The organism is Acinetobacter sp. V104_13 (assembly GCF_031798995.1).
GTDB classification, from domain to species: Bacteria; Pseudomonadota; Gammaproteobacteria; order Pseudomonadales; family Moraxellaceae; genus Acinetobacter; species Acinetobacter pittii.
In genome coordinates this window covers 114689-129992 of sequence record NZ_JAVQNP010000026.1, presented here as the reverse complement: position 1 = coordinate 129992, position 15304 = coordinate 114689, and the positions used below count along the sequence as shown (strand labels likewise).

General features: G+C 40.9%; 14 protein-coding genes. 13 read left to right on the top strand and 1 reads right to left on the bottom strand.

All coding sequences use genetic code 11. The features are described from left to right. Positions 1 to 17: 17 nt before the first annotated feature. Positions 18 to 1037: a beta-N-acetylhexosaminidase gene (gene nagZ, locus RMB06_RS12010; protein WP_311079640.1), complete on the bottom strand. Its 1020-nt coding sequence runs from the start codon at positions 1035 to 1037 to the stop codon at positions 18 to 20. A gap of 192 nt (positions 1038 to 1229) precedes the next feature. On the opposite strand from nagZ, the gene RMB06_RS12005 reads away from it, so the two are divergent. From RMB06_RS12005 to der, 13 genes are all read left to right on the top strand, one after another. Next, complete coding sequence (locus tag RMB06_RS12005) at positions 1230 to 3413, top strand: carboxy terminal-processing peptidase (RefSeq protein WP_017398811.1); 2184 nt, start codon at positions 1230 to 1232, stop codon at positions 3411 to 3413. A gap of 138 nt (positions 3414 to 3551) precedes the next feature. After that, the gene (locus RMB06_RS12000) at positions 3552 to 4841 is read left to right on the top strand and encodes a glycosyltransferase family 1 protein (RefSeq protein ID WP_075383343.1); all 1290 of its coding nucleotides are present in this window, start codon (positions 3552 to 3554) and stop codon (positions 4839 to 4841) included. Positions 4842 to 4865: 24 nt separating this feature from the next. Then, entirely contained in the window at positions 4866 to 5417 is a 552-nt protein-coding gene (locus RMB06_RS11995) for a phosphatase PAP2 family protein (protein ID WP_311079637.1), read from the top strand. A gap of 99 nt (positions 5418 to 5516) precedes the next feature. Further along, the gene (gene iscX, locus RMB06_RS11990; RefSeq protein WP_004698764.1) at positions 5517 to 5717 is read left to right on the top strand and encodes a Fe-S cluster assembly protein IscX; all 201 of its coding nucleotides are present in this window, start codon (positions 5517 to 5519) and stop codon (positions 5715 to 5717) included. A gap of 113 nt (positions 5718 to 5830) precedes the next feature. Further along, positions 5831 to 6262: a nucleoside-diphosphate kinase gene (gene ndk, locus RMB06_RS11985; protein WP_000963851.1), complete on the top strand. Its 432-nt coding sequence runs from the start codon at positions 5831 to 5833 to the stop codon at positions 6260 to 6262. A 123-nt stretch (positions 6263 to 6385) separates the two neighbouring features. Further along, complete coding sequence (gene rlmN / locus RMB06_RS11980) at positions 6386 to 7621, top strand: 23S rRNA (adenine(2503)-C(2))-methyltransferase RlmN (RefSeq protein ID WP_002115097.1); 1236 nt, start codon at positions 6386 to 6388, stop codon at positions 7619 to 7621. Positions 7622 to 7635: 14 nt separating this feature from the next. Then, complete coding sequence (gene pilW, locus RMB06_RS11975; RefSeq protein WP_199977444.1) at positions 7636 to 8436, top strand: type IV pilus biogenesis/stability protein PilW; 801 nt, start codon at positions 7636 to 7638, stop codon at positions 8434 to 8436. After that, a complete protein-coding gene (locus RMB06_RS11970) occupies positions 8427 to 9218 on the top strand; it encodes a RodZ domain-containing protein (protein WP_033849429.1) in 792 nt (263 codons plus the stop codon). Before pilW ends, RMB06_RS11970 begins: the two co-directional genes overlap by 10 nt. 21 nt (positions 9219 to 9239) lie before the next feature. Continuing rightward, entirely contained in the window at positions 9240 to 10355 is a 1116-nt protein-coding gene (gene ispG / locus RMB06_RS11965) for a flavodoxin-dependent (E)-4-hydroxy-3-methylbut-2-enyl-diphosphate synthase (RefSeq protein ID WP_086400274.1), read from the top strand. Then, positions 10352 to 11644 carry a histidine--tRNA ligase gene (hisS, locus tag RMB06_RS11960; RefSeq protein ID WP_044101238.1) on the top strand — a complete coding sequence of 431 codons (1293 nt, stop codon included), beginning with the start codon at positions 10352 to 10354 and terminating at the stop codon, positions 11642 to 11644. The genes ispG and hisS overlap by 4 nt, the downstream gene beginning before the upstream one ends. 28 nt (positions 11645 to 11672) lie before the next feature. Continuing rightward, on the top strand, positions 11673 to 12371 hold the full coding sequence (locus tag RMB06_RS11955) for a tetratricopeptide repeat protein (protein WP_125518849.1): 699 nt from the start codon (positions 11673 to 11675) through the stop codon (positions 12369 to 12371). Next, the gene (gene bamB / locus RMB06_RS11950) at positions 12371 to 13516 is read left to right on the top strand and encodes an outer membrane protein assembly factor BamB (protein WP_064785518.1); all 1146 of its coding nucleotides are present in this window, start codon (positions 12371 to 12373) and stop codon (positions 13514 to 13516) included. Before RMB06_RS11955 ends, bamB begins: the two co-directional genes overlap by 1 nt. Positions 13517 to 13705: 189 nt before the next feature. Beyond that, complete coding sequence (gene der, locus RMB06_RS11945; RefSeq protein WP_199997429.1) at positions 13706 to 15115, top strand: ribosome biogenesis GTPase Der; 1410 nt, start codon at positions 13706 to 13708, stop codon at positions 15113 to 15115. The last annotated feature ends 189 nt before the right edge of the window (positions 15116 to 15304 follow it).

The following is a 15304-nucleotide window of genomic DNA, read 5'->3' as shown; positions in this document are numbered from 1 at the left end:
TCAATTACTCAGTAAAGTTAAATCGAATTTTTAAACTCTTCAATGGCTGTTTTGACAGCTTGCCACTCGTTTCCAAGCGATAAGGTTTCACCAATTTGAATTTGTGGAATTTGGCCGCGCATGCGTTCTAAACGCTCTTGATTTGGTAGTTCTAAGTTTGTAATACCTTCAAGTGCTGTACAGGCTGCACTTCGATCATTACACACCAGCCCCATGTCACACCCAGCTGCTAGAGCAGCCTGAATACGAGCATCCGCACCACCTGCGACACATGCAGCCTGCATGCTTAAGTCATCAGAGAAAAGTACACCATTAAAATTCAAACGTTTGCGTAGAACTTCTTGAATCCAGAAAGGTGAAAAACCTGCTGGATTTGAATCAACTTGATCATAAATCACATGTGCTGGCATGAGCGCATCTAGCTGAGGCATAAGCTTAATGAAGCTTTGCATATCATGGTTGTAAATTTCGTCATAGCTACGACTGTCGATTGCGGCCGCAACATGAGAGTCGGCTTTCACAGAACCATGGCCTGGGAAATGTTTGCCTGTGTTTGCCATTCCAGCTTTTTTCATACCTTGCATAAATGCGCCTGCAAGCGGGGCAATATCATCAATATTTTTAGAGAAGCCACGGTCACCAATCACGTCACTAATTGCATTAAGATCTAAAACTGGTGCAAAACTAAAATCGATGCCGACTGCAAGGACTTCTGTTGCCATTAACCAACCGCACTGTTCAGCCAGCTCAAGTGCTTTTTGAGGTTGAGTTAAATATAACTCCCCAAAACGACCCATGGCTGGTAATAAGGTAAAACCTGATCTTAGGCGCTGAACTCGGCCACCTTCTTGGTCAACAGCAATCAAAATATCTGGGCGAATTTGACGCATATGGTCGGTTAAAGCACGCACTTGTTGTGGAGATTCAATATTTCGTGCAAATAAAATCATGCCACCGACTTGCGGAGCGCGTAATAGTTCAATATCTTCTTGAGTAAGTTCTGTGCCGGCGATGTCCAGCATCAATGCGCCAATCATATTGGTTCCATTTGAATTTTGATTGAAAAACAATAAGCGAATTTTGCAATGTTTTGCTACATTTTGTCAGTACAGAATATGATAAAACTACACGGTATAAACAATTTAGTTGGTTAAGATTTTGAATCTGCTTAGTTCATATCGAAAACAGAGCGTGTAAGATAGGAACACCCAAGGAAGTATTAAAAATTTATGAAACTTCAAACTATAGCTTGTGCAGTAGCGATCGCGACTGGCGGTTTATTCTTCTCTCATACGATGAATGAAGCGAGAGCAGCAACCAATACTGCTGCGGTTTCTCAATCAATCCAGCCAACGCAAGAACAAGCTTTGGTAGCTCGCCAGCTGGCAACTTTAGTTGATCGCCAACATTATTTAAATATGCGTCTGGATGCGACCACATCAAATCGTATTCTGGATATGTATTTAGATAGTCTTGACCCAGATCACTCACTATTTTTAGACGCTGAAGTTCAAAATTATAAAAAACTATATGGTTCAAATTTTGGTGCTTCATTAAAAGCGGGGAATTTAACTGGACCGTTTGCAATTCATCAGCAATATCGTGAACGCTTAAAACAATTTTATGAGTTCATGTTAGCTGAGTTAAAACAACAGCAAAATTTAAAGCAGCCTAATAGTTATATTGAAGTTGATCGTGAAAAAGCACCGTATTTTAAAACGACTGCTGAGCAACAAAATCATTGGCGCAAAATGTTGGTTTCACAGTTAATCAACTTAACCATTAGTCGTGAAGAAGAGCAGGCGAAACAAAAAGCGCTTAAAGAAAATCCTTCACTTGCTGATGGTCAAGACTTAACTGGCCCAGAAGATTTAACGCCAGCTCAAACGTTAACTAAACGTTATACGCGTCAGCTTGAAAGAATTAGTCGTGTGAAAAGCGATGACGTCTTGGACAAAACATTAAATGCAATGTTGGCGACCTATGATCCACATAGTAACTATTACCCGCCAATTGATGCGATAGAACTTAATCGCCAAACTACCTTGCAACTCGAAGGTATTGGGGTGTCGATTCGTCCAGAACGTGGCAACGAAGATTACACAAAGATTGAAACCATTGTAGAAGGTGGTCCTGCAAGTAAGTCTGGTCAAGTGAAATCAGGAGATCGAATCATTGGTGTCGCCCAAGAAGGCGAGAAAATGGTTGATGTGATTGGCTGGACAAGTTCTGAAATTGTTGGGCTTATTCGTGGTAAACGCGGAACAAAAGTCACGCTAAAACTTCTTGGTGCTGGCGCATCAATGAGTCAGGCACGTAACGTGACTTTAGTACGTGATGTTATTCAAGAAGAAGATGCGGGTGTTCGTTCACGCACAGTTGAAGTGACACGTGATGGTAAAAAGCATGTGTTGGGCGTAATTGAAATTCCATCATTCTATTTTGACTATCGTTCACGTCGTGCAGGTCAACAATACCGTTCAGTTTCTGAAGATACTGCAAATGCTTTTGAAGCGCTAAAAGCGAAGAAAGTAGAAGGTATTATTATTGACTTACGTAATGACCCAGGTGGCTCATTAGAAGAAGTTGCACGTATGTTGGGTCAGGTGATTAAGTCTGGTCCGGTGGTGCAAATTCGTGATGGCAATGGCAACGTAAGCGTGTTTGAAGATAACGATGGCGGTCAGCAAATTTATACAGGCCCACTCGCGGTATTGGTGAACTTGGCATCGGCGTCGGCAAGTGAGATTTACTCTGCTGCAATTCAAGATTATGAGCGCGGTATTATTATTGGTAGTACAACCACTGGTAAGGGTACAGCTCAGGTACAACTTGATACTCTGGCATATGGTCAAGCAACTTTAACTCAGCGTAAGTTCTATCGTATTACTGGTGGTAGTACACAAAATAAAGGTGTAGTGCCTGACATTAAACTCGTCGATATCTATAACGAAGAGTTTGGTGAGCGTAAATCGAAGAATGCATTGAAGTGGGACACAATTCCTACTGCACCATTTAAACGTGAAGGTTCTGTTCAACCTTATGTGACAAAGTTGTCTCAATTCTCTGAACAACGTGTTAGCAATGACGCTCAGTTTAAATATCTAAATAAACGTACTGCGATTGCTAAGGTAACGAGTGACCAAAAACAAGTTGTACTTGATATTGATAAGCGTCGTGCTGAACTACTTGGTTTAGAGAAACAAACTTTAGATGCAGAGAATGAACGCCGTGCTGCAACGGGTCAAAAGCCTTTTGCAAACTGGGAAAGCTATCAAGCTTCATTAGATGCTCTAGCTGAATCTCGCGCTAAAATGAAAGCATCGCAACGTCCAGCGTTACCAGAAGAAGAAACTTTTGTGACTGAAGCTGCTAATGTACTCATGGATTATGCAAAATTGCAAAATCGCTAAGAGTTACTAGGATTTAAGAAAAAAGCATGCTGTCATCAGCATGCTTTTTTTATTTTTCATGTCAGTAAACTGTCATGCATGTATCATCAAAATGTCAAAAAAACTGCTTAATCTTTAAGCATGAAAATAAATACATTGATGGATGGCGCTATGCAAAGTTCATACGCGACAGCACTATTAAAACAACAGCAACTTCCTGAAAGCTTCCAATTCTTTTTTAAACAAAAGCAGCAGCTATCTAATGCACATTCATTGCATGATTTGGTGCGCCCACGTTTAAAAATTGCGATTGTAACGGAAACTTGGCCACCCGAAATCAATGGTGTGGCACTATCATTATTACAGTTATGCCAAGGTTTACAAAAACAGGGGCATAAGATTTTACTGATTCGCCCAGAGCAAAAAGCGAAATGTCATGACTTTACGCCAGAGCAAGAATGTCTGGTGATGTCGCAGGCTATTCCAAAATATCCAACTTTACAATTTGGTTGGCCACAATATTTAAAAGTATCGAAAGCTTTTGAAAAGTTTGTGCCAGATGTCGTGCACATCGTGACTGAAGGGCCGTTAGGTTTAACCGCCATGCAGGCTGCTAAGGCAAAAGCTATTCCTGTTTCGAGCGGCTTTCATTCACCATTTCAAGACTTTAGTCGATTCTTCGATTTGGCTTTTTTAGTCAAACCGATTCAAAAATACCTGTGCTGGTTTCACAATAACACTCAAGTGACCTGTGTGCCGAGTAAAGATACTCAAGAAGCATTACGCGGTTTTGGTATTACTTGTCCACTGGTTGTCGTTGGGCGTGGCGTAGATACAACCAGATTTTCACCGAAGCATCGCTCTGAAAATTTGCGAAAACAATGGGATGCTGATGAGAATACACGCGTTATGCTTTATGTGGGGCGTTTGTCTCCCGAAAAAGAAGTACAAGTTCTCATTGAAAGTTATGCGAACCTGCAAACCATTCAGCCAAATAAAACTAAATTAGTAATTGTAGGAGATGGCCCAGATTTTGCTCGTTTAAAGTCACTACCTGAAGCGAAGGGTGTTATCTTTACCGGAAGTCTGAGAGGTCAAGATTTGGCGGCTGCCTATGCGAGTGCAGATGTATTCGTATTTGCGAGTCAAGTTGAAACGTTTGGTAACGTAGTTTTAGAGGCAATGGCAAGCGGTTTACCAGTTATAGCGTATGATTATGCATGTGCACATCAATACTTAACACATGGTGTGAATGGCTGGTTAAGCCCACTTGGACAAAAAAACCACTTTATACAACAAATTTATCAGCTTCCTTCAGTACAACAACTTAGAGAAATGGGCGTACAAGCCTGTCATAAAGTACAGCAAAGCGGTTGGCAACTTCCGGTTCAGCAATTGGAGCAGGCATTTTATCAGGTAGTGAAGGAGCCCTCGTTGGACTTCACCTAAGTATCCTAAGATAGGAGAATGACCATGAAATTTAAGAATGCAAAAATAAAAATACTCGATTTAGATTTGAGAGGCTGTTTATATCTGAACAATTTCTCTCACTCACAGCGTGTTGCCCTTTTTTTCAAAATTATCAGTCGTGTTGGTGATGGTCCATTTTGGTATCTCATGTTGGCAATCGTGTGGGGCATGCAAGGCATTAACTATAGCTTGCAAATCATCTACTTGTTATTAAGTGGTTCTGTCGGCACAGCAATCTATAAATTTTTAAAACATAAAACAACGCGACCACGTCCTTATCAGGTGCATCAGGTAATTGTACTTGGTGAAAGACCGCTTGATCACTTTAGTTTTCCATCAGGTCACACGCTTCATGCGGTCATGGTGACAATTGTATTGGGTTACATCCAGCCAGTTCTGCTTGCAGCCATGTTCCCATTTATGGTGCTTGTCGCTTTGTCACGGATGGTATTGGGCCTTCATTATCCAAGTGATGTGATTGTTGGTGCGCTAATTGGTGCAGCGGTCGCGGCTACGATTATTTTTGTGGCGCCATTATTGAACATCGCTTTATAAGTATCGGTAATTTTTATCAGCTTAAGCTATCGATTAAGTTTGTGGATTTGCTAAAGTACACAGTTCGTGATTTAGCAGATTAAACAGATAGGAGCCGCTATGGGCTTACGTTGGACAGATACGATTGATATTGCCATTGAATTGTCAGAAGCACATCCAGAAGTTGATCCGCAATGGATCCGTTTTACCGATTTACATGCATGGGTGTGCGCATTGCCAGACTTCAGTGATGACCCAAATAAATCGACAGAAGGATTGCTAGAAGGCATTCAGATGGCCTGGATAGACGAAGTTCGCTAAAAACAGTAGAAAAAATCGCAACTTTTACACATTCAAAGCTGATTATTGCCTATGACATCGGTATAATGCGGCAAATTTTTTAAAGTTTAAATCTTAAAATAAAGGAGCCACTCATGGCTATTGAACGTACTTTGTCTATCGTAAAACCTGATGCAGTGTCTAAAAACCACATCGGTGAAATTTTTGCTCGTTTTGAAAAAGCGGGTTTAAAAATTGTTGCGACTAAAATGAAACACCTTTCTCAAGCTGATGCTGAAGGTTTCTATGCTGAGCATAAAGAACGTGGTTTCTTTGGTGACTTAGTTGCATTCATGACTTCTGGTCCAGTTGTAGTATCTGTTCTTGAAGGCGAAAATGCAGTTCTTGCACACCGTGAAATCTTAGGTGCTACAAACCCTAAAGAAGCTGCTCCTGGCACTATCCGTGCTGACTTCGCTGTAAGCATCGACGAAAATGCTGCTCACGGTTCTGACTCAGTTGCTTCTGCAGAGCGTGAAATTGCTTACTTCTTTGCTGACAACGAGATCTGCCCACGCACTCGTTAATCGAAAGCATTCAAACCAGATAAGTGGTATACTACTTATCTGGTTTTTTTATTCTCTTAAGAGAATATTGTTTGATTCTTGAACAATATCTTCAGTTTTTTGACATGGTTTAGGTAAATACACATGAGTTCTGCAGTGGTCGTTTCATCTGAAAATCTTGATGGACAGCAGCAATCTTCGTCCACGCCGGTAATCCCTGCTGCCGAAAATAAAGTGAATTTACTCGGCATGTCTCGTCCTGAGTTAGAAAAATTCTTTGAAGATATTGGTGAGAAGAAGTTTCGTGCCGGACAGGTCATGAAATGGATACATCAATACTTTGTTACTGACTTTGCTGAAATGACCAATATTTCAGGCAAATTACGTGCGAAGCTTGAACAGATTTGTGAAATTAAAGCACCTGAAGTGGTTCACCGTCATTACTCAAAAGATGGTACACGTAAGTGGGTGTTTCGCGTAGGTGAGGGTGCAGGTTCTTTAGTTGAAACCGTATTAATTCCTGCCGAAGATAAAACTGGATTACGTAAAACGCTTTGTATTTCCTCTCAAGTGGGTTGCGCATTAGATTGCTCATTTTGTTCAACAGGCAAACAAGGTTTCCAACGTGATTTAACGCCAGATGAAATTATTGGGCAACTCTGGATGGCAAACTATTCTTATATGGAAGAAGTGCCTGTTGCTGAGCGTGAGCGTTCAGTGACCAATGTGGTGATGATGGGTATGGGTGAGCCATTACTCAACTATGATGCTGTATTAAGCTCAATGCAGATTATGCTTGATGACTTTGCTTATGGCATGTCAAAACGTCGTGTGACTTTATCAACGTCGGGTGTTGTACCGAAAATTGACCAGCTTGCAAAAGACATTGATGTCGCTTTAGCCATTTCTTTACATGCGCCAAACGATGAATTACGTAATGAGCTTGTGCCAATTAATAAAAAATATCCATTGGCTCAGTTAATTGCAGCATGTCAGCGTTATATTGCCAAAGATGGTAATGAAAGTACGCGTAAACATGTAACGATTGAATATGTGATGTTAGAAGGCGTAAATGATCAGCCTGAACATGCACAGCAAATGATTAAATTATTAAAAAATTTACCAAGTAAAATTAACTTGATTCCATTTAACCCGTTCCCGCATGCGCCATATGGTCGCTCAAGCAGAAATCGTATTATCTCGTTCCAAAAAACTTTGTCTGATGCGGGATTTGTGTGTACGATTCGTCAAACACGTGGTGATGATATTGATGCTGCATGTGGACAGTTAGTGGGTCAGGTGGCTGACAGAACCCGCCGTGCAGAACAGTGGCAGAAAAAAGTCACACAGCGTCAAGAGATTTTGCGTACACAAGGATAAATTGAGGGCAGGCTTTGAGTATTCCAAAGTTAAAAACGGTCTTATGTATGGGGATTGCAGTTGCATTTCTGGCAAGTGGTTGCCAGACAACGCATACGCAAAAAAAAGACCCAGAGAAAGCGGTAAAGGTGCGTACACAACTTGCTGCTGAACATATCCGTTCGGGTGACTTGGACTCAGCAAAGCGAGCTCTTGATCAAGCTTTAAGTGTAGATAGCCGCGATGCTACTGCAAATATGATGATGGGTATTTTGCTACAGCAAGAAGGTAGCAAACCCAATTTAGAAAAAGCAGAACATTATTTCAAACGAGCAATTTCATCTGAACCGGATAATGCTCAAGCACATAATAATTATGGTACTTATTTATATCAAATGGAGCGTTATAATGATGCGGTTGAGCAATTTCGTATTGCTGGCGCAACATTAGGTTATGACCAACGCTATCAGGCATTAGAAAATCTGGGGCGTATTTATTTAAAATTGGGTGATGTTGCGAATGCTGAAAAAACATTCAAACAAGCACTCCTTGCTAACCGCGACTCTTATATTTCAATGTTAGAGTTAGCGGAAATTTTTTATTTGCAGCAGCAGATTCCGGCTGCTACACAAATGTATGAGCAATATGTTCGTACAGTGGGGCAGAAAAATCAGGGTGCAAGAGCACTTTGGATTGGTGTAAGAGTGGCTCGAGCCAATGCGGATAAAATGGGAATGCAAGTGTTAGTAAACCAGTTACGTGCCTTGTTCCCGGAAAGTCCAGAATATCAACGTTATTTGCAATTACAGTATAGTACTGAGGCCGTATGGAAATAAATCCTAATTCACAGCAGCCAACTGGCTCAAGCTTACCGACTTCTGCTTTAGGAAATATTCAACGTCCTGGTGAGTATTTACGTCAAATTCGAGTTGCTCAGAATAAAGAGTTAGGGCAAGTTTCTTCAGATTTAAATATGCCGGTTAAGACCTTGACCGCTTTAGAGCAAGATGACTATAAATCATTGCCGGAAGCGACTTTCATTAAGGGTTATTACCGTTCATATGCAAAATATTTGAATACGGACGCGACGGCAATTATTCAGCGTTTCGATGAGATTTATGCAAATGATACTGGGCTGTTACCAAATCATGCTTTAAATAATTCACCAATTAAAATCATGGGCAAACTCCCGGGTTCTAATAGTGATCGTAATAAGAAATGGTTAAAGCGCGCACTTCTTGCTGTTGTAATTCTTGCTGTTGTGTCATTGCTTGTTATGGGTGTCCAAAAATGGACTTCAAAGAAAGAAGATGCTGATTTACCTAAAGTAAATCAATCGAATGTTGAAGTTTTACCTATGCAAGGAGCTACCACCTCAACAGTGGGTGACCAATTGGTGTTAAACTTCAACCGACCAACTTCTGTTCATATTGTTGATGCAACGGGTAAAGTTTTGGCGACAGGTCGTCAGTCATCAACTTTAAGTTTAAATGGTGAGTCTCCATTTCAGATTCGTCTTGATGATGCAACGGCTGTGTCATTAAGTCTAAACCAAGAACAGATTTCATTGTCTCCATATACGGTAAACGGTAAAGCAGAATTCCGTTTATCCCGCTAATACCATGAGTTGAGCGATACAATGATAGAGAACCCAATTAAACGTCGACCAACACGTAAAATCCGTGTTGGTTCGGTGTATGTCGGTGGCGATGCACCTATTAGTGTGCAAAGTATGACAAATACCGAAACTTGCGATGTCGATGCAACCGTTGCTCAAATTGAGCGTTGCGTTGATGCAGGTGCTGATATTATGCGTGTTTCGGTCCCATCTATGGAGGCTGCTGAAGCATTTGGCGCGATCCGTAAACGTGTTTCAGTTCCATTAGTGGCTGATATTCACTTTGACCATAGAATTGCTCTAGCTGTTGCAGATTATGGTGCAGACTGTTTACGTATTAACCCAGGTAATATTGGTTCAGATCAGAAAGTGCGTGAAGTGGTTGCTGCGGCGCGTCATCATGGCATTTCTATGCGTATTGGGGTCAATGCGGGTTCTTTAGAAAAAGATTTACAAAAGAAATATGGTGAGCCTACAGGTGAGGCGCTGCTCGAATCAGCTTTACGTCATATTGATATTTTAGATCGTCTTGATTTCCATGAGTTTAAAGTTAGTGTAAAGGCCTCAAATGTGTTTTTAACCATGGATGCTTATCGCTTGCTTTCTCAGCAAATTGATAATCCATTACATTTAGGCGTAACTGAAGCTGGTATTTACCGTACAGGTACGGTGAAATCAGCGATTGCCCTTGGTGGATTGTTGATGGAAGGTATTGGCGATACGATGCGTATTTCGCTTGCTGCCGAACCGGAAGATGAAATCAAGATTGGTTTTGATATTTTAAAATCACTTGGGCTTCGTTCTAACGGAATTAACTTTATTGCTTGCCCGAGTTGTTCACGCCAAGAATTTAACGTTATTCAGGTGATGCAAGCGTTGGAAGAACGTTTAGAAGATATTCGTACTCCAATGGATGTGTCGGTAATTGGTTGTAAGGTAAACGGTCCGGGTGAAGCAAAAGAAGCTGATATCGGGGTTGTTGGGGCTGCGCCTCGCTCATTGGTTTATCGTAATGGTGAAAAAAGCCATTTAATCGATACCGATCAATTGGTTGATGAAATCGAAACTATGGTTCGTCAACGTGTCCAAGAGCTTGAAGAAGCTAAATCTAAAGAAATTATTCGTAGTTCATCATGAGTTCAATCGTCGCAATCAAAGGTTTTAATGACATCTTGCCAACGCAAACAGTAGCGTGGAGACGTCTCGAGCAACATTTAGCATCTTTAATGGATGCTTATGGATATCAACAAATTCGTTTGCCGATCGTTGAACAAACGGGCTTGTTTAAACGTGCTATTGGTGATGCTACCGATATTGTTGAAAAAGAAATGTATACCTTTTTCGACAAAGGTAATCCACCAGAGTCATTAACCTTGCGTCCGGAAGGTACAGCAGGTTGTGTTCGTGCATTGGTTGAACATAACTTGTTGCGCGGTGCTACGCCACGCGTGTGGTATATGGGACCTATGTTCCGTTATGAAAAACCACAAAAAGGACGTTACCGCCAGTTCCACCAGTTTGGCGTGGAAACTTTCGGTGTTGCGACTCCTGATATTGATGCTGAATTGATTATGTTGACCGCTCGTTTATGGAAACGTATGGGCGTTGCTGATAAGGTTCAGCTTGAGTTAAATACTTTGGGCGAAACTGATGAGCGTACAGAGTATCGTAATGCTTTGGTTGCGTTTTTAAACGAGCATAAAGATGCGTTAGATGAAGATTCACAACGCCGTTTAACAACGAATCCATTACGTATTTTAGATTCTAAAATTGAATCTACTCAGAAAATTTTAGAAAATGCGCCGAAATTACATGACTTCTTGAAAGAAGAAAGCTTGGATCATTTTAAGCAGTTACAAGATTATTTGACAGCTGCTGGCATCCAATTTGTCATTAATCAAAAATTAGTGCGTGGTCTGGATTACTACAATAAAACCGTTTTTGAATGGACAACTACCGCTTTAGGTTCGCAAGGTACTGTATGTGCTGGCGGTCGCTACGACGGTTTAGTTGGTCAGCTAAAAGGTAAGCCAGATCAATCTGTACCTGCTGTTGGTTTTGCGATGGGTATGGAGCGTTTATTGCTTCTACTTGAGCAGGTTGAACAGGCTCAAGTTATTCGTGATTGTGAAGTCTTCTTGGTTGCAGAACCTGCTTATCAAACTAAAGCTTTGATTTTAGCGGAGCAATTACGTGACCAGTTAGAAGCTGCAAATAGCAGTATTCGAATCAAAACAGGTTCACAAGGCAGCATGAAGAGTCAGATGAAAAAAGCTGATCAGGCTGGGGCTGTTTACGCCATGATTTTAGGTGAGCGTGAATGGGAAGCACAGCAGCTTGCTATCAAAGAGTTAGCAACAGCTGAGCAGTCTCAAGTTGCGCTGGCTGAGCTTGTACCATTCTTAATCGAAAAATTTACAAAATAAACTGAAACATCTGGAAAAGGACAATCACATGAGCTTAAGTGATGAAGAACAATTCGACAGCTTAAAGTCGTTCGCCAAAAAATATGGTTCTGCCATGATTAGCGGGATTCTCATTGCATTGATTGCCTTTTTTGGGTGGGAATATTGGCAAAAAAGAAATCTTGCGAGCAGCCAGACAGAAACTGCAAAAGTACAGCAGTTAATGGATGAGGCAAATGCAAGTGCTGATAATCCTAATGCTTTAACTTCGGTAACTGCATCGGCAGATAAAATTGTAAAAGATGATATCAATTCTGTTCAGGCGATACAGACTCAGTTTGTATTAGCAAAATTAGCTTATGAAAAACAAGACTATGCTGCTGCTGAAAAAGCATTGAAGAAAGTCGAAAATTCAAAAGTAAAAGATGAAGGTTTGATTCAGGTTGTAAAATTGCGTTTAGCAGATGCACAATTGGCGCAAAACAAATATGATGAAGCACTAAAAACCTTGTCTGGTAACGTCGATCCTGCATTTAAAGCAACAGTAGAAGAGTTACGTGGTGATATCTTTGTTGCCAAGAAAGATATTGATTCTGCTAAAAAAGCGTATCAGGCAGCATGGGATTCGTTACTGGAACGTAAACAAGAACGACAAATTTTACAAATTAAACTCGAAAGTGTTGGCGTTTTAGTTGAAGATCCACAGATTGAGCGCCCAATTTTGGAAACACAGGTGGAAGAGTCTTAATGAATCAGAAATTCAAACTGCCTTTGGCAATTGCAATCGCATCAGCTGTACTGGTGGGATGTTCTAGCAACAAAGTAAAAGAAGCAAAACCAAATCCACTACCGAAATTGACTGAGTCGAAAAAGACTCTAGTACCCGTGTTTTCGCGCAGTGTTTCTTCTACTGATAAGGCAGATCCGTTACGTTTGCAGCTTGATGCAAGTGAGGGCGTGGTCTTTACGCTTGACCCAAAAGGTGAAGTCGCTGCATATCGTGGTAAGCAGCGTCTTTGGGAGAAAAAAGTCAGCAAATTAGGCTTGAGCTCTGGTGTTGAAGCTGCTGAAGGAATTGTTGTTGTTGGTAATAGTAAAGGTCAACTTTTTGCTTTAGATCAGGCAACAGGTGAACAAAAGTGGACTGCGCAGTTATCTGGTGCACTATTAAGTCCTTCTTTAGTTCAGTCTGGACGCGTGATTACCATTGCAAACGACGGTACTGTATTTGCGCATGATGCTGCTTCAGGCCAGCAAGTTTGGGCTTATAAATTACCAAATGTCCAATTTAGTTTACGTGGTCAGGCGTCACCGGTGAGTCTTGACCCGCGTACCGTATTAATCGCATCTGCGAATGCGTATGTTTATGCAATTGATACGATTAGTGGTATTCCACGTTTCCAACGTCGTGTTGCGGTAAGTGAAGGTCGTTCTGATATTCAACGTTTGATTGATATCGATGGTGATCCTACTGTTGCTGGACAGTTTATGGTAACGACTAGTTTCCAAGGGCAAGTGACCGTAACTGATCTAGCTTCGCAACGTGTAGTTTGGAGTGAAGACTCAAGCAGCACGAAGCGTCCAGAAGTTTATGACAATAAAGTATTTGTTTCATCAACTGATGGTAAGTTAACTGCTTATGATTTAACGACAGGCGAACAAGTTTGGCAAAATGATAGTTTATTAAACCGTCATTTAAGTAACCCTGTTGTGTTGGGATCGGACCTTATTGTTGGTGATTTAGATGGCGTATTACATCTTGTTGATCCTGCAACAGGTAAGTTGATTGGTCGTTCAAAAACAAGTGGTGAAGTCAATACATTACGTGTTATTGAGAACCAACTTTACGTTTCGACCAGAAAAGGCGATTTAAGTATTTGGCAGAATCGTTAATTTCGTTTGCTTGTGCTAAAATAGCCGCTTAACAAATTACGCTGTTAAAAAAATATCGGGGTGTTTGAATTAAATCAGTTCAAAGCCCCGTCTTTTATTATGGTCATATCTGACCTTAAAATATATCTCCTGTATTGTTTCTAATGCTCATGCCATGAGATATGGCTGGTCTTGAATTAAGGTTATTGTATGAAACCCGTTATTGCGCTCATTGGTCGTCCGAATGTCGGAAAATCAACGTTATTTAACCAGATTACCAAGAGTCGTGATGCACTTGTAGCCGACTTCGCGGGTCTGACTCGTGACCGTAAATATGGTGATGCGACTTATCAAAATAAGTCTTTCATTGTTGTTGATACTGGCGGTATCGGTGAGAGTGAAGGCGGTATCGATAACTACATGGCCGAGCAGTCAAAAACAGCAATCAATGAAGCAGATATTATTATTTTTGTGGTTGATGCTCGTGCTGGGTTGTTAGCTTCTGATGAGCAAATTGCTCGTGAACTACGTACATTGGGTAAGAAAATTTATCTTGTTGCGAACAAGGTAGATGGTGTTCATGCCGAAGCAGCTTTGGTTGAGTTCTACAAACTTGGTATGGGTGAACCATTACAAGTTGCCGCTAGCCATGGTCGTGGCGTACAGCAAATGCTGGAAGATGTACTTGCGGAAGTTCCAGAAGATGAAAATCCTGAAGAACATGACAAAGATACTGGCTTACGTTTAGCAATTATTGGTCGTCCTAACGTTGGTAAGTCAACACTGGTCAACCGTTTGCTTGGTGAAGACCGTGTGGTGGCATTTGACCAACCAGGTACAACGCGTGACTCGATTTACATTCCTTTTGAGCGTGAAGGCCGTAAATACACCTTAATTGATACAGCAGGTGTGCGTCGTAAAGGTAAGGTTGAAGAAATGATTGAGAAGTTCTCAATTGTTAAAACTTTGCAAGCAATGAAAGATGCACATGTTGTCGTAGTTGTAGTCGATGCGCGTGAAGGTATTGTTGAGCAAGACTTGCATTTAATTGGCTATGCGCTTGAAGCTGGTCGTGCCATGGTTATTGCCATCAACAAATGGGATAACATGTCTGAATATGACCGCAAGCAGTGTAAGCTCGATGTTGAACGTCGTTTTGACTTTATTCCATGGGCAAAAATCCATTTAATTTCTGCTTTACATGGAACCGGGGTAGGTGATTTATATCCTTCTATCCACCGTGCTTATGAGTCTGCGAACTTAAAGGTATCACCAGCTAAATTGACTCAAATTTTGAGTGATGCGACAGAAGCTCATCAACCACCAATGATTAGCGGTCGTCGTATTAAAATGCGTTATGCGCATATGGGTGGACAGAACCCACCGACTATTGTGATCCATGGTAATAAGGTTGATAAGACACCTGCCGATTATCGCCGTTATTTAGAAAATGTGTTCCGTAAAGTGTATAAACTCGAAGGTACACCAGTTCGTATTGACTTTAAAACTTCTGAAAACCCGTTTGAAGGTCGTAAGAGTCAGGTTGATGAACGTACTGCTGCACGTCGCCGTCGTTATATTCAGAAATTTAAGAAAGCAGAGAAAAAATTTAACCGTTAAGTTTTTTACTGTTCAAAAACCCAAAGTTTTCTTTGGGTTTTTTTTGCAAATAAATGAGCTACTCCGAAGAGTTGTGAAAAAGTGTGAGTGATAAACGTAATTTTTTGTAAATTTTATAACGAATGCTATAATCAGCATCTTTATAAAATAATTTATATTTCGACAGAATAACGCGGCTTAGGGTTCATT

What these genes read in the sequence shown, in the direction of transcription:
- bamB (WP_064785518.1), top strand. Translation starts at nt 12,371, where the DNA reads ATGAATCAGAAATTCAAACTGCCTTTGGCAATTGCAATCGCATCAGCT.
- hisS (WP_044101238.1), top strand. Translation starts at nt 10,352, where the DNA reads ATGAGTTCAATCGTCGCAATCAAAGGTTTTAATGACATCTTGCCAACG.
- RMB06_RS12005 (WP_017398811.1), top strand. Translation starts at nt 1,230, where the DNA reads ATGAAACTTCAAACTATAGCTTGTGCAGTAGCGATCGCGACTGGCGGT.
- RMB06_RS11955 (WP_125518849.1), top strand. Translation starts at nt 11,673, where the DNA reads ATGAGCTTAAGTGATGAAGAACAATTCGACAGCTTAAAGTCGTTCGCC.
- nagZ (WP_311079640.1), bottom strand. Translation starts at nt 1,037, where the DNA reads ATGATTGGCGCATTGATGCTGGACATCGCCGGCACAGAACTTACTCAA.
- RMB06_RS11970 (WP_033849429.1), top strand. Translation starts at nt 8,427, where the DNA reads ATGGAAATAAATCCTAATTCACAGCAGCCAACTGGCTCAAGCTTACCG.
- ndk (WP_000963851.1), top strand. Translation starts at nt 5,831, where the DNA reads ATGGCTATTGAACGTACTTTGTCTATCGTAAAACCTGATGCAGTGTCT.
- rlmN (WP_002115097.1), top strand. Translation starts at nt 6,386, where the DNA reads ATGAGTTCTGCAGTGGTCGTTTCATCTGAAAATCTTGATGGACAGCAG.
- iscX (WP_004698764.1), top strand. Translation starts at nt 5,517, where the DNA reads ATGGGCTTACGTTGGACAGATACGATTGATATTGCCATTGAATTGTCA.
- RMB06_RS12000 (WP_075383343.1), top strand. Translation starts at nt 3,552, where the DNA reads ATGGATGGCGCTATGCAAAGTTCATACGCGACAGCACTATTAAAACAA.
- ispG (WP_086400274.1), top strand. Translation starts at nt 9,240, where the DNA reads ATGATAGAGAACCCAATTAAACGTCGACCAACACGTAAAATCCGTGTT.
- RMB06_RS11995 (WP_311079637.1), top strand. Translation starts at nt 4,866, where the DNA reads ATGAAATTTAAGAATGCAAAAATAAAAATACTCGATTTAGATTTGAGA.
- der (WP_199997429.1), top strand. Translation starts at nt 13,706, where the DNA reads ATGAAACCCGTTATTGCGCTCATTGGTCGTCCGAATGTCGGAAAATCA.